This window comes from Bordetella petrii (assembly GCF_017356245.1).
GTDB lineage: Bacteria > Pseudomonadota > Gammaproteobacteria > Burkholderiales > Burkholderiaceae_B > Bordetella_A > Bordetella_A petrii_D.
Window position 1 is genome coordinate 3,487,445 of record NZ_JAFMZZ010000001.1, and the last position, 14,888, is coordinate 3,502,332.

At 68.0% G+C, this 14,888-nt stretch carries 12 protein-coding genes; 10 read left to right on the forward strand and 2 right to left on the reverse strand.

The window, feature by feature from the left end; genetic code table 11:
* Positions 1-51: 51 nt before the first annotated feature.
* A complete protein-coding gene (locus tag J2P76_RS16725; RefSeq protein WP_207408801.1) occupies positions 52-822 on the reverse strand; it encodes a spermidine synthase in 771 nt (256 codons plus the stop codon).
* Positions 823-880: 58 nt separating this feature from the next.
* Here J2P76_RS16725 and J2P76_RS16730 point away from each other — a divergent pair, with 58 nt between their 5' ends.
* The 10 genes from J2P76_RS16730 to J2P76_RS16775 all read left to right on the forward strand — a co-directional run bounded on the left by J2P76_RS16730 (position 881) and on the right by J2P76_RS16775 (position 13,690).
* Positions 881-2,506: a gamma-glutamyltransferase gene (locus J2P76_RS16730; RefSeq protein ID WP_207408802.1), complete on the forward strand. Its 1,626-nt coding sequence runs from the start codon at positions 881-883 to the stop codon at positions 2,504-2,506.
* Positions 2,507-2,960: 454 nt separating this feature from the next.
* Positions 2,961-4,496 (forward strand): argininosuccinate lyase, encoded by a 1,536-nt coding sequence (locus J2P76_RS16735; protein WP_207408803.1) that lies wholly within the window; start codon positions 2,961-2,963, stop codon positions 4,494-4,496.
* Positions 4,497-4,626: 130 nt separating this feature from the next.
* The gene (locus tag J2P76_RS16740; protein ID WP_207408804.1) at positions 4,627-5,376 is read left to right on the forward strand and encodes a FadR/GntR family transcriptional regulator; all 750 of its coding nucleotides are present in this window, start codon (positions 4,627-4,629) and stop codon (positions 5,374-5,376) included.
* A 63-nt stretch (positions 5,377-5,439) separates the two neighbouring features.
* Entirely contained in the window at positions 5,440-6,345 is a 906-nt protein-coding gene (kdgD, locus tag J2P76_RS16745; RefSeq protein WP_207408805.1) for a 5-dehydro-4-deoxyglucarate dehydratase, read from the forward strand.
* A gap of 108 nt (positions 6,346-6,453) precedes the next feature.
* A complete protein-coding gene (locus J2P76_RS16750; protein WP_207408806.1) occupies positions 6,454-7,965 on the forward strand; it encodes an ABC transporter substrate-binding protein in 1,512 nt (503 codons plus the stop codon).
* An 80-nt stretch (positions 7,966-8,045) separates the two neighbouring features.
* Entirely contained in the window at positions 8,046-8,960 is a 915-nt protein-coding gene (locus tag J2P76_RS16755; protein ID WP_207408807.1) for an ABC transporter permease, read from the forward strand.
* Between the two features lie 2 nt (positions 8,961-8,962).
* Entirely contained in the window at positions 8,963-9,892 is a 930-nt protein-coding gene (locus tag J2P76_RS16760; protein ID WP_207408808.1) for an ABC transporter permease, read from the forward strand.
* On the forward strand, positions 9,889-11,559 hold the full coding sequence (locus tag J2P76_RS16765; RefSeq protein WP_207408809.1) for an ABC transporter ATP-binding protein: 1,671 nt from the start codon (positions 9,889-9,891) through the stop codon (positions 11,557-11,559). The genes J2P76_RS16760 and J2P76_RS16765 overlap by 4 nt, the downstream gene beginning before the upstream one ends.
* On the forward strand, positions 11,556-12,635 hold the full coding sequence (locus tag J2P76_RS16770; protein ID WP_207408810.1) for an Ldh family oxidoreductase: 1,080 nt from the start codon (positions 11,556-11,558) through the stop codon (positions 12,633-12,635). The genes J2P76_RS16765 and J2P76_RS16770 overlap by 4 nt, the downstream gene beginning before the upstream one ends.
* 68 nt (positions 12,636-12,703) lie before the next feature.
* Entirely contained in the window at positions 12,704-13,690 is a 987-nt protein-coding gene (locus J2P76_RS16775) for a 2-hydroxyacid dehydrogenase (protein ID WP_207408811.1), read from the forward strand.
* Here J2P76_RS16775 and J2P76_RS16780 read toward each other — a convergent pair.
* The gene (locus J2P76_RS16780) at positions 13,687-14,826 is read right to left on the reverse strand and encodes an NAD(P)/FAD-dependent oxidoreductase (RefSeq protein WP_207408812.1); all 1,140 of its coding nucleotides are present in this window, start codon (positions 14,824-14,826) and stop codon (positions 13,687-13,689) included. The genes J2P76_RS16775 and J2P76_RS16780 overlap by 4 nt on opposite strands.
* Between the last annotated feature and the right edge of the window lie 62 nt (positions 14,827-14,888).

Here is a 14,888-nt window from a genome sequence, read left to right on the forward strand (position 1 = left end):
GGAAGCCCCGGCAGGGTTGGGGGAATCCCGCAGGCGCGGGCGCCCGGCGCTTCAGAGGTGCAGCACGCCCGCCACGGCGTGGCGCGTCAGGGCACGCGCCCAACGCCTGGCGGGCAGCCCGTAGCGGCTTTCGACCTGCTCGGCGCGGGCCAGCAACTGCGCCAGCGTGACGGCCAGGGGCGGGCCGCTGAAGGCCAGCACGATCTGGTTGCCCGCGTCGATCTCGGGCAACAGCAGGATGCGGTCGTCGAAGGCGCGCCGCAGGTTCTCGATGTTGCGCTCGAAGCTTTCATGCTGGCCGAACAGGTTGACCGACAGCACCCCCACTTCGCCCAGCACCCGCCGGCAGCCGCGGTAGAAGTCTTCCGAGTCGCGCACCGGGCCGCGCGCCGTAGCGTCGTACAGGTCGACCATCAGCACCGGGCAGCGGCCCGCATGGCCCGGATCGGCCACCCATGCGGCGGCGTCGTCGTGGTCGATGGACAGGCGCGGCACGGCCGGCAGGCGAAAGAACATCTGGCATGCCGCCGTGACCCGCGGGTTCCATTCCACCACCGCCACCGGACTGCGGGTGTGCTTCAGGCAGAACCGGGCCAGCGAACCCGCCCCCAGCCCGAGCAGGCCGATGGGCTCGTCTTTGGGCGGGTCGAGGAACAGCAGCCAGGCCATCATCTGGGCGGTGTATTCCAGCACCAGTTCGGCCGGCGCCTTGATGCGCATGGCGCCCTGGATCCATTCGGTGCCGAAATGCAGGTAGCGGATGCCGTCGGCTTCGGAAAGCGTGGGCTGGTCGGAAGTGGAGGCGGTGGTTCGGGCAGGCATCGCGCGATTGTAGCCGGCGCGGTACCCTGTGGCCTGCGCCTGCCACGAAGGAACGCCGATGCCTGACCAGTTCTCTACCACGCAAGTCGTACGCAAGACTGTCATCCGCACCGCCGGCGGGCTGGTGGCGTCCCAGCACCGCAGGGCGGCCGAAGCCGGCGCCGAGGTGCTGGCCGCCGGCGGCGACGCCGTGGACGCCGCGGTGGCCGTATCGTTTGCCGCGGGCGTGGTCGAGCCGTGGATGAGCGGCCCCATGGGCGGCGGCGCCATGACCCTGTACCGGGCGGCCGAAGACCAGGCCAGGGTGGTGTATTTCGGCATGCGCTCGCCCGCGAAGCTGGATCCGGCGCACTATCCCCTGGCCGGCGGCGGCGCCGTGTCGCCCGACCTGTTCCCCTGGCCGGCCGTGCAAGACGACCGCAATGCGCGCGGCGCCACGGCGGTGGCCGTGCCGGGCACGGTGGCGGGCATGGAGCTGGCTCATGCCACCTATGGCCGCCTGCCCTGGCGCGACCTGCTGCAGCCCGCCGTGTCGCTGGCCCGCGAGGGTCTGCTGGTCGACTGGTACACCACCCTGATGATCGCCGGCTCGGCGCGCTGGCTGGCGCGCGATCCCGACGCCGCGCAGATGTTCCTGGACGACGGCGCCTGGCCCAAGGCCGGCGGCTGGGCGGCGGCGGCCGGGCTGCGCATTGCGCTGCCGCGCGCCGCCGACATGCTGGCCTGCCTGGCCGAACAGGGCCCGCGCGCGTTCTACGACGGCGACATCGGCGCCGAACTGGCGCGCGACGTGCAGGCCAAGGGCGGCTGTCTCAGCCACCAGGACCTGCGCGACTATCGCGCTCTGCTGCAAGAGCCGCTGTCGATTCCCTATCGGGGCGGACGCATCCATGCCACGCCGGAAATGACGGCGGGCCCCAGCCTGGCGCGCTGCCTGCAGCGCCTGCAGGCCAGGCTGGAACCCGGCTCCGCGCCCGGCGCGGATGCCTTCACGGCCTACGCCGACGTGCTGCGCGAGGAATACCGCTGGCGCCTGTCGAACATGGGCGACAACGAAGACCCGCGCACCCCCGCCTGCACCACGCACTTCAGCGTGGTCGACCGCCATGGCAACCAGTGCGCGGTCACGCAGACCCTGCTGTCGGCCTTCGGCTCGCACGTGGTGTCGCCATCGACCGGCATGCTGCTCAACAACGGGATCATGTGGTTCGACCCCGAACCCGGCAAGGCGAATTCGCTGGCGCCGGCGCGCCGCTGCCTGATGAACATCTGCCCGGTGGTGGGCGAGGCCCATGGACGCCGCTTTGCGCTGGGCGCCTCGGGCGGGCGCAAGATCCTGCCCGCGGTCATGCAGCTGATCTCATTCCTGGCCGATTACGGCATGAGCCTGGAAGACGCGTTCCATCACGCCCGGCTCGATGCCAGCACCGACGTGCTGACGCTCGATCCGAAGCTGCCGCCCGAGGCCTACCAGGCCGTCGCGGCGGCGCACCCGCATGCGGCCGCGCCGCGCACCCTGTACGCATATGCCTATGCATGCCCATCGGGCGTGCTGCGCGAAGGCGGGCGCAACGAAGGCTGCACCGAAATCATGTCGCCGTGGGCGGACGTGGCGCTGGAGCAGCCCAGATCGCAGCCCGCAGGTGTCCGGCTCCCGCCAGGGTGCCGGACACCGTACTGTTGAGACAGCCCGTGCACACTTCGGTGTCTGGCACCTTGTATCTTGGCACTTGTGGTGATTAGCTATCACCACAGCGGTTCCGGTGAGCTTGTTCTGGCACCGAAAGCGTGGACTTTGCTCCGCAGATGAAGCCCCGGAACCGCCCCCTGTAAGCCAGCTGAACACTGAACGGTAGCCTAGGGCCAGGACCCTGCATGTACAAGGTAAGTGGGCACAGTGNGCGCCGACACCGCTGGCCCGCACGCCGCGGGACGGGGCTAGAACGCAAACCCCCAAACGCAATATCCAAAGGTGCATAAGGCCAATACCCAGGAAATCACCGGACCGGCCCCAAGGTAGCGCCATGGGTGTCAAATACCACGCGGTTGAAGCAGTCAGACATCTGCTGCAAGGCGCCCGCCGATGCCCGGCCACGGACGTGGCTACACTATTCTTCCCATCCCATAACGAGAACCGCATGAGACATCCCCTGACCGCCCTGGGCCTGGCGCTGGCCCTGTCGTTTTCCGCCGCGGGCGCGCTTGCCCAGGCGGCGCAGTCCGCGGCGGCCGCCCAGGCGCCCCGCGATCCGTTCTTCTGGCTGGGCGAGATCAACAAGGCCACCGCCGTCATCAATACCGACGAAGGGCTGCTCGACAAGGCCATGGCGCCGCGCCTGGCGGCGGGCGTGGCCAAGGTGATCGAAGACGGCAACCAGCCCGGCGCCAAGCGGCCGGCCACGGTCATTACCTTCGAGCCGCTGCTGATCAAGGCGGCGGGCCAGGACATCACGCTGCTGCACGCCGGCCGCTCCAGCCAGGACATGCACGCCACCTACCGCAGCGCGATCCTGCGCGACAAGCTGCTGGAGCTGGCCGACCAGCTCAACGCCACTTCCGCCACCCTGGTGAACCTGGCCGCCAGGCACGCGGACACCATCGTGCCCAATTACACCAATGGCGTGGCGGCGCAGCCCAACAGCTACGGCCACTACCTGCTGGGCCACGCCGCCGGCCTGGACCGCGATGCGCAGCGCATTCGCGAAGCCTACGCGCGCATCGACCGCTCGCCCATGGGCACCACCGTGCTCAACGGCACCAGCTGGCCGCTGGACCGCAAGCGCATGGCGCAGTACCTGGGCTTTGCCGCCCTGGTCGACAACGCCTACGACGCCTCGCAGATTTCTTCCATGGACCAGCCCGTGGAAGTCGCGTCCATCGTGACCAGCATCGCGCTGCACACCGGCAACTTCGTCGAAGACGTGATGACGCAGTACGCGCAATCGCGCCCGTGGATTCTGCTGGAAGAGGGCGGCGGCAATACTTATGTATCGAGCGCCATGCCGCAGAAGCGCAACCCGGGCCTGCTGAACGACACGCGCAGCGGCGCATCCACGGCCGTGACGCTGGCCATGGGCCCGGTGCTGCAGACCCACAACATCACGCCGGGCATGAGCGACCCCAAGAGCGTGAAGCAGAATTCCGCCATGGTCGACAGCGCCATCGGCGTGCTCAAGCGCTGGGACCGCGTGCTGAACGCCATGGTCATCAGCCCCGACCGCGCGCTGGAAGAACTGAACAGCGACTGGACCGCATCGCAGGAGCTGGCCGACGTGCTGATGCGCAAGTACAAGCTGCCGTTCCGCGTGGGGCACCATTTTGCGTCCGAGGTGGTCAGTTACGCCAAGGCCAACAACATCAAGCCGCTGGATTTCCCGTACGGCCAGGCGCGGCGCATTTATGAAGAAGCGGTGAAGGGCTCGACGTACCCGGCCGAACTGCCGATGAGCGAAACGGAATTCCGCGCCACGCTGGATCCGGTGGCCATCGTGAAGCACCGCGCCACCCTGGGCGGCCCGCAGCCGGCGGAAATGCAGCGCATGCTGCAGGAAGCGCGCGACCGGCTGGCCGCCCAGGACGCCTGGATCAAGGCCCGGCGCAAGCACATCAGCGATTCGCTGGCCGAGCTGGACAAACAGTTCGACCAACTGGTCGCCAGCGGGCAGGGGCGCTAGCCGCAAGCGGGAGCCTGGGCGGCGCTATCATCTGGCCCGGCCGGGTGCGCGGACATCCGGTAATTGTTCATATGATGGCGCGGGCCAAGTGATATGATGGCCTGCAACGCGCCGTGCCGCAGGAGAACCCATGAAAACCCCTGTCCCCGCCCAGGCCAGAAAGAAAACCCTTTCGTCACAAGTGGCCGACGAGCTCCGGTCCCGCATCGAGGGCGGCATGTACGCCGCGGGCGACAAGCTGCCCACCGAACAGGTGCTGGTGGAAAAATTCGGCTTCAGCCGCACGGTCATCCGCGAAGCGGTGGCCACCCTGCGCGCCGACGGCCTGCTGGAATCCCGCCAGGGGGCGGGCGTGTTCGTGCTGGGGCCGCAGCAGTCGGACGAGACCCTGACGCTGTTTTCGCACGCCACCGACAAGATCTCGGACATCATCGAAGAGCTCGAGCTGCGCATCGGCATCGAGGTCGAGGCGGCCGGGCTGGCGGCGGCGCGCAGCTCGCCCGCCCAGGAAGCCGCCATCCAGGCCGAACTCGACCATTTCGCCCAGCTCATGGCCGAAGGGCGGTCCACCGACGAATCCGATTTCGGTTTTCACATGGCGATTGCCGCGGCCACCAACAACAGCCGCTTCAAGACCTTTCTCGAACACATCGGCCGGCGCATGATCCCGCGCGTGAAGTTCCGTACGGTAATGGGCGGGGTCGATCCGCTGCCCAACCGCGACCACACCATCCTGGCCGAACATGCCGAGATCGCCGAGGCCATTTTCGCCAGCGACGTGGACCGCGCCCGCGACGCCATGCGCCGCCACCTGCTGATCGGCATCCAGCGCTACCGCTCGCTGACCCGCCGCACGCCGGTGGCCGCGCAAAGTGATTGACGTGCCTTCAAAAGTCATAATATGATTTCTCGGAAATACATACTATGACACTGAGAGGCACGCATGTCCCCCCAAGAACTCAAGGCTCGTATCGCATCCGGGTTGTTGTCGTTCCCCGTTACGCACTTCAACCCTGACTTCAGCCTGAACCTGCCCAGCTACCAGAAGCATGTCTCCTGGCTGTCGGGCTTCGATGCCGCGGCCCTGTTCGCCGCGGGCGGCACGGGCGAGCTTTTTTCCCTGACCCCGCAGGAAATCGGCGACGTCACCCGCGCCGCGAAAGAAGCGGCGGGCAGCATGCCCATTATTTCGGGCTGCGGCTACGGCACCGAGCTGGCCAAGGACATCGCCCGCCGCGCCGAGCAGGCCGGCGCCGATGGCCTGCTGCTGCTGCCCCACTACCTGATGGAAGTGCCGCAGGAAGGCATCTTCCAGCACGTCAAGGCGGTGTGCGATGCCACCGGCCTGGGCGTCATCGTGTACAACCGCTCGAATTCGGTGGCCAGCGCCGACACCGTGGCGCGCCTGGCCGATGCCTGCCCCAACCTGGTCGGCTTCAAAGACGGCACCGGCCAGACCGGCCTGGTGCGCCACATTACCGCCAAGCTGGGCGACCGCCTGAGCTACATCGGCGGCATGCCCACCCACGAACTGTTCGCCCAGGGCTTCAAGGGCCTGGGCATGAGCACCTATTCGTCGGCGGTCTTCAACTTCGTGCCCGAGCTGGCGCTGCGCTTTTACAAGGCGCTGAACGCCAACGACGAGGCCGCCATGGCGCAGATCCTGGACAGCTTCTTCTTCCCGTTCGCCGACATCCGCGACCGCGAAAAAGGCTATGCCGTGTCCATCATCAAGGCGGGCGTCGAGCTCATCGGCCATACGCCCGGTCCGGTGCGCGCGCCGCTGACCAACCTGAAACCGCAAGAAAAAGACATGCTGAAGGCGCTCATCGCGCGCGCCGGCAGCTGATCTGCGCAGCAGCAGCCCAGGCGAGGCCGCGCCGCGGCGCGGCCCGCCACCGGCAATCGCCGAGAAGAACAACGCAAGACTGTTGCACAACCCCCAACGGAGGAAGACATGAATCCAGCAGGCATTGTTTCACTTGTCTCGGCGGCCATCCTGGCCGGCGCGGCAGGCCCCGCCCTGGCGCAGGGCGGCAATCATGAAGTCCGCATCGTGCTGCCGGAACAGCCGGCCAACCTCGAGCCCTGCGGCAGCATCATGACCAACGTCGGCCAGGTGCTGAACCAGAACATCACCGAATCGCTGACCGTTATCGACGCCAAGACCGGCAAGGCCATGCCGAAGCTGGCCACCAGCTGGGAGCAGGTCGATCCGAACACCTGGCATTTCAAGGTGCGCCAGGGCGTCAAGTTCCATGACGGCGCCGCGCTCGACGCCAAGGCGGTGGCCTTCTCGATCGACCGCATGACCGGCGGCAAGCTGACCTGCAACAACATGGCCAAGTTCGGCAACGCCAAACTGACGGTCAAGCCGCTGGACGAATACACGGTCGAGATCAAGTCCGACCGGCCCCAGCCCATCCTGCCCACGCTGCTGAGCGTGGTGATGGTGGTGTCGCCCAATACCCCGGTCGACAAGGCCGTGAACGATCCCATCGGCACCGGCCCGTTCAAGCTCACGACTTTCTCTCCGCAGACGGTGGTGCTGGATCCGTTCCCGGGTTACTGGGGCAAGAAGCCGGCGGTAACCAAGGCTACCTATGTCTGGCGCCAGGAATCATCCATCCGCGCCGCCATGGTGGAAACCGGCGAAGCCGACCTGACGCCGTCCATCGCCATCCAGGACGCCTCGAATCCCAAGACCGATTTCGCCTACCTGAACTCGGAAACCACCGCCATCCGCATCGACCTCGAACAGCCGCCGCTGAACGATGTGCGCATCCGCAAGGCGCTGAACCTGGCCATCGACTGGGACGGCCTGAGCCAGCTGTTCGGCGACGACATCCAGCGCGCCTCGCAGATGGTGGTGCCGGGCATTATCGGCCATGACGACAAGCTCGAGCCCTGGAAGTACGACGCCGCGCAGGCCAAGAAACTGGTGGCGGCCGCCAAGGCCGACGGCGTGAAGGTGGACACCGAGATCAAGCTGATCGGCCGCAACGGCATCTACCCGAACGGCGCCGAAGCCATGGAAGCCATGATGACCATGTGGCAGGGCGTGGGCCTGAACGTCAAGCTGGTGATGCTGGACGTGGCCGACTGGACGCGCTACCTGCAGAAGCCGTTCCCGGCCGAGCGCGGCGCCAACCTGGTGCAGATGATGCACGACAACAACAAGGGCGACGCGGCGTTCACCATTCCCATCTTCTACCGCTCCAGCGGGCAGTATTCGACGGTGAGCGACCCCGCCGTGGACAAGGAAATCGACACGGCCATGGCCGCCACCGGCCAGGCCCGCGAAGACGATTTCAAGAAGATCTTCCGCCAGATGCGCACGGAAATCGTGCCGGATATTCCCATGTTCCACATGATCGGCTACACCCGCGTGGGCAAGCGCCTGGACTGGAAACCGGACATCACCACGAACAGCGAAATCCCCCTCGCGAATATTCAGTTCAAGAACTGATGCTTCCTTCCAGGAACGCCGCCGCGCCGCTGCGGCGGCGTTCCCGGTTGCTGCCTTTCTAGCAAGTCAAGGACCCGATCATGCTGCATTATCTTGGACGACGGGCGTCCTATAGCGTTATTTCCATACTGGGTCTGCTGACCCTGGTCTTCTTCCTGACCCGCCTGACCGGCGACCCCTCCGCGCTGTACCTGCCGCTGGATTCCACACCCGAAGCGCGCGCGGCCTTTGCCCACCTGAACGGGCTCGACCAGCCCATCTATATCCAGTTCTGGAATTACCTGGCCGATTTGCTGCGGCTGGATTTCGGCGAATCGATGCGGCAGCACCGCTCGGCCATGGAAGTGGCGCTGGAAGCTTTTCCGCAGACGCTGAAGCTGGCCTTCGTGGCCATGCTGCTGTCGCTGTCGCTGGCCATCGTGGTGGGCGCCCTGGCGGCCGCCCGGCCGCGCGGGCTGTTCGACCGCATCGCCACCGTGGTGTCGCTGGCCGGCGCCAGCGCGCCCGATTTCTGGGTGGCCATCGTGGCCATCCTGGTGTTTGCCGTGGGCATGGGCGTGCTGCCGACCTCGGGCACCGGCGGCTGGGAATTCTGGGTGATGCCGATCTTCGTGCTGATGCTGCGGCCGTTCGGCCTGCTGGTGCAGGTGGTGCGCGGCACCATGCTGTCGTCGCTGGCCTCGCCCTACATCAAGACCGCGCGCGCCAAGGGCCTGCCGCGCCGCGCGGTGGTGTTCGGCCACGCCCTGCGCAATTCGCTGCTGCCCGTCATTACCGTGGCCGGCGACCTGGCCACCGGCCTGGTCAACGGCGCGGTGATCGTCGAGTCGGTATTCGGCTGGCCGGGCATCGGCAAGCTGATGATCGATTCGATCATCCAGCGCGACTTCGCGGTCGTGCAATCGACGATCCTGGTCACCGCGACCGCGATCTTCATCCTGAACATTTTGATCGACCTGCTGTACGCGGTGCTCGATCCTCGCGTGCGGTACTGACCATGTCTGCGATCTCCTCTTCTGTGCAAGCAGCGCCCGCGGCCCGGCCCGGGCGGGCCCGGGTGCTGCTCAACTACCTGAAGCGCGACCGGCTGGCGCTGGCCGCCGCCATTTTCCTGGCTCTGCTGGTGCTGGCCGCGCTGCTGGGCCCCTGGCTGATGGGCGATGCCGCCACCAAGCTGGGCCTGCGCCACCGCAACCTGGCGCCGTTCAACCTGGACGCCGGCTGGCTGTATGTGCTGGGCGCCGACACGCTGGGCCGGCCCATTCTGCCGCGCCTGGTGGTGGGCGCCAGCAATACCCTGGGCATCGCCGCGGCCGCGGTCTGCACCTCGATGCTGGTGGGCGGGCTGCTGGGGCTGGTGGCCGGCTATACCGAAAGCTGGTACAGCCATGTGATCCAGCGCGGCGCCGACATCATCATGAGCTTTCCGTCGCTGCTGCTGGCGCTGATCGTGCTGTACACGCTGGGGCCCAGCGTCACCAACCTGGTGATCGTGCTGGCCATCACCCGCATGCCGGTGTACCTGCGCACCGCGCGCGCCGAAGTGCTGGAACTGCGCGAGCGCATGTTCGTCAGCGCGGCGCGTTCGATGGGGGCGAGTTCGGCGCGCATCGTGCTGCGCCACATCGCGCCGCTGGTGGTGCCCACGCTGATCACCATTTCGGCCATCGACTTCGCCACCGTGATCCTGGCCGAATCGGCGCTGAGCTTCCTGGGCCTGGGCATCCAGCCGCCCGAGTTCACCTGGGGCGCGATGGTGGCCAACGGGCGCGGCTATCTTTCCACGGCCTGGTGGATCGCCTTCTGGCCCGGGCTGGCCATCATGCTGACCACGCTGTCGCTCAACATCCTGTCGAGCTGGGCCCGCACCGCGGCCGACCCGCAGCAGCGCTGGCGGCTGCAGAAACTGAAGAAGGCGGCGCGATGAATACCCAAGCAGACAAGCAGCCCATTCTGCGCATCGACGGGCTGACGGTGGACTTCCTGTCCGACGACGAGCCGGTGCGCGCGGTGGACAACGTGTCTTTCCATGTGCATCCCGGCGAGACGCTGGTCATTCTGGGCGAAAGCGGCTCGGGCAAGAGCGTCAGCACCAGCACGGTGATGGGGCTGGTGGATTGCCCGCCCGGCGACATCGTTCAGGGCAGCATTCTGTTCGAAGGCCAGGACCTGGCCCGCCTGGACGACGAGGCGCGGCGCCGCATCAACGGCTGCAAGATCGGCATGATCTTCCAGGACCCGCTGGCCTACCTGAACCCGGTGTACACGGTGGGGCGGCAGATCGCCGAGGTTTTCCAGTGCCATGGCGCCGCCGACGCCAGGCAGGCCCGCGCGCGCGCCATCGAACTGCTGGCGCGCGTGGGCATACGCGAGCCCGAACTGCGCGTCGATTTCTATCCGCACCAGTTCTCGGGCGGGCAGCGCCAGCGCGTGATGATCGCCATGGCCATCGCGCTGGAACCCGATGTGCTGATCGCCGACGAACCCACCACGGCCCTGGATGTCAGCGTGCAGGCGCAGATTCTCGACCTGCTGCGCGACCTGCAGCGCGAGCGCGGCATGGCGCTGATCATGATCACCCATGACCTGGAGGTGGCCGCGTCGATGGCCGACCGCGTGATTGTCATGAAGTCGGGAAAAATCGTCGAAGCGGGCGACGCGCGCGAGGTCTTCACGAACCCCCGGCACGACTACACCCGCACGCTGACGGCCGCGCTGCCGCACGGCGACCAGGCCGATGTATCGAACCGCCGCTCGGGCGTGGTGGCCCAGGAGCCCGTGCTGCGCGTGGAGCACCTGGTCAAGGAATACCGGCTGATGTCCGGTGCCTTCGCCGGCAAGCGGGTGCTGCGCGCGGTGGACGACGTCAGCTTCGAGGTGTGCCGCGGCGAAACAGTGGGCATCGTGGGCGAATCGGGCTCGGGCAAATCCAGCGTGGCCCGCATGCTGCTCAGGCTGTTCGACGCGACCTCGGGCGCCGCGTATTACAACGGCGTGGACATTTTCCGGATGAACGAGCGGCAGATGCGGAAGTTCCGCCGCAAGGTGCAGATGGTGTTCCAGGACCCGTTCGGATCGATGAACCCGCGCATGACCGTGCACGACATCATCTCGGAGCCCTGGGCGATACATGGCGACATCCTGGCCAGGCCGCGCTGGCGCGACCGCGTGGCCGAACTGCTGGAACTGGTGGGCATGAAGCCGGAGCACGCGCCGCGCTATCCGCACCAGTTTTCGGGCGGCCAGCGGCAGCGCATCGCCATTGCCCGCGCGCTGGCCAGCGAGCCCGAACTGGTGGTGTGCGACGAGGCGGTGTCGGCGCTGGACGTGTCGATTCAGGCGCAGGTGATCGACCTGCTGGCTGACCTGCGCACGCGCCTGGGTCTGTCGTATGTGTTCATCACGCACGACCTGCCCATTGTGCGGCACTTCGCCGACCGCATCGTCGTGATGCAGCAGGGCAAGATCGTCGAGCAGGGGCCCACCTCGGCCATTTTCAACCAGCCCGGCCACGCGTACACCCGCAGCCTGCTGGCCGCCACGCTGCAGCCCAAGTGGCTGCGCGCCGACCAGACGCAGGCGGCGCCGGCATGACGCCCGATACGGAACCCACCATGCCTGATGCCCGCTACGCCCACGAGGCGCTGATTGAATTTGCGCAGCACTGCCTGCTGGCCATGGACGTCGACCCCTCCATCGCCGCCGTGGTGGCGCGGCGGGTGGTGGATGCCGACCTGTACGGCCACGCCACGCACGGCCTGGCGCTGCTGCCGCGCTACCTGAAAGAGATCGACGAAGGCGCCACCCAGCGCCGCGGCGAGATCCGGCGCGTGTCGGAAAAGGGCGCCTGCCTGCTGTGGGATGCCGGCATGCTGCCGGGCCACTGGGTGCTGCACCAGGCCATCCAGGCGGCCTTGCAGCGCGTGCCCGGCCAGGGCATGGTCAGCATCGCCGTGCGCCACAGCCAGCACATCGGCGCCCTGCAGGTCTACCTGCCCGACCTGACCGAGGCCGGCTACTTGTGCCTGCTGTGGGCCACCGATACCAAGGTGCGCTCCGTGGCGCCGTTCGGCGGGCTGGACGCGGTGCTGACCAGCGAGCCCATCGCCGCCGGCATTCCCACGCGCGGCACGCCCATCCTGATCGACACCACCACGTCGCTGACCAGCAACAGCTTCGTCAAGCAGGTGCAGGCGCGCGGCGAGCGGCTGCCCTGGCCGGCGCTGCTGAGCGCGCAGGGGCAGGTGACCGATGATCCGGGCGCCCTGGCGACCGATCCGCCGGGCACCATCCTGCCGCTGGGCGGCATGGATCATGGCTACAAGGGCTATGCCATGGCGATGCTGGTGGGCGCGATGTCGCTGGGCCTGTCCGGGCTGGGGCGCCTGTCGGGCGAGAAGGCCCAGGGTTTCCTGCTGCAGGTGATCGACCCGGACGCATTCGCGGGCCGCGACATCTTCCTGGACGAGATGCAGGCCCTGGCCGACGCCACGCGCGCAGCGCGCCCCATCGACCCGGCCCGGCCGGTGCGCGTGCCGGGCGACGCGGCGCTGGCCCGCGCCGCGCGCCAGCGCCGCGACGGGGTGAGCCTGGGCGCCGACATCCCGGCCGCGCTCGAGCCCTGGACCCGGCGGCTGGGCGTGCCGTTTCCGCCGGCGCTGCGGGGCTGAGGGCCTTTGCCCGGACGAACCCGCCCTGGCGGGCGGCGCCCGCGCGCCGCGATCCCACTGAGAATGTCATGACCGATATTGTTTTCCACGGCCAGAATGCCGCGACGTACCTTGCGGATTTCCGCGCCGCGCTGGAATCGGAAGCCTGCATCCGGGTGCTGCCCGACAGGCTGGAGGCGCCCGGCGATATCCAGGCCTATCGGCAGGCCGATGTGATTGTCGGCAACCGCCTGGATGCTTCCATGCCCCGGCCGGAGCGCGCCAGGCTGTACCAGGTGTGCGCGGCCGGCTACGACCGCATCGACCTGGCGGCGCTGCCGGCGCGCACGGCGGTGTGCAACTGCTACGGCCACGGCCCGGCGATTGCCGAGTACGTCATGGCCGCGATCCTGAGCCGGCGCGTGCCGCTGGCGGACGCCCATGCCCGCCTGGCCCGCGGCGACTGGCATTACCGTTCGGGCATGCCCGGCGCTCTGCATGGCGAGATCGGCTCGGCCACGCTGGGGCTGCTGGGGCATGGCCACATCGGCCAGGCCATCGCGCGGCGCGCCAAAGCGTTCGGCATGCGGGTGCTGGCCGCCAACCGCAGCCCGGTGCCGGTATCGAACGAGGTGGATGCCTGGTTCGGACTGGACTCCCTGGGCGATTTCTACCGGCAGTCGGACTACATCGTGGTCTCGCTGCCGCTGCTGCCGGCCACCGAGGGCCTGGTGGATGCCGCGGCTTTCGCGCAGATGCGCGAGCACGCCATGCTGATCAACGTGGGGCGCGGGCCGGTGGTGGACGAGCAGGCCTTGTATGACGCCCTGCTGCGCAAGCGCATCGGCGCGGCGGCCATCGATACCTGGTATCAGTATCCCGCCCGGCCGGACGAGGCGGCCGCGCCTTCGCGGCTGCCGTTTGCGCGGCTGGACAACGTCATCATGACGCCGCACATGTCGGCCTGGACCGACGGCACCATCGCGCGGCGCGCAAGGGCGATGGCGGCCAATGTGGATGCCTGCGTGGCGGGGCGCAAGCTGGCGCACCAGGTGCGCGGGGCGGAGCCGCGCTAGCGCGCCGGCGACACCACCCGTGGATCCACCCGCCATTCCTGCAGCGACGCATCGAGCGGGTCTTGCAGCAGCAGGTTGGCCGCCAGCAGCGAGGCGCCGGGCGAGGTCTGGATACCGTAGCCGCCTTGTCCGGCCAGCCAGAAGAAACCTTCGGTGCGCGGATCGTGGCCGATGACGAATTCACCATCGGCCACGAATGAGCGCAGGCCGGCCCAGGTATGCGTGGGCCGGCGGATGGACAGGTGGGTGGCGGTTTCGATCCGGTCGATGCCCAGCGCCACGTCCAGCTCTTCGGCGACGACGTCATGCGGTTCGACCGGATCGGCATTGGCCGGCGAACCGAGCAGCTGGCCGGCGTCGGGCTTGAAATAAAAACTCTCGTCGATGCCCACGACGGCCGGCCAGTGCGCGACCTCGGCCGGGTCGGCCGTGTCGGGCGCCTTGAAGGTGAAGGCGCTGCGCCGCTTGGGTGTCAGGCCCACCGGCGCCGCGCCGAACAGTCCGGCGATGCGGTCGGCCCAGGCGCCCGCGGCGTTCACCACCGTGCGCGCCCGCGCGGTTTGCCCATTCGCCAGCTGCACATGCCACACACCCGCGCGGCGTTCGGCGCCCGTGACACCGGCATTGAACAGGAACTGCGCGCCGCCCGCCCGCGCGCCTTTCAGAAACCCTTGCAGGACGGCATTGGCGTCGACGTCCATTGCTTCGGGCTCGGCGATGGCGCCCAGCAGGCCGTCCGCCCGGATGCATGCCACCCGGGCCACGACATCGGCGGCGGACAGCTTGCGGATGCGCGCGCCCGCCGCCGTCAGTGCGTCGTGGGTCTGCGCCAGCAGATGCTGCTGGCCGTCGCGGGCGATATACAGCACGCCGCGCTCGGCCAGCAAGGGATGCGCGCAGAATCCTTCCGGCGGGTGCTCATAGAAATGCCGGCTGGCGCGCGTCAGGGCCTGGATCGTGGGCGTGCCGTAGGTTTCCATGAACATGGCCGCCGACCGGCCCGTGGCGTGGTAGCCCGCCTGGCTTTCCATGTCGGCCACCAGCACCGAGCCGCGGCCGCGCAGCCGGTACGCCAGCGAGGCGCCGGCAATGCCGGCGCCGATGATCAGGAAGTCGTGAACAGGTGTGTCGGTCATGGCAGGATTCTTCCCGTTTTCATGGTGTTTGGGGGCATGGTGCGCGGCTGATTGCCTGTATC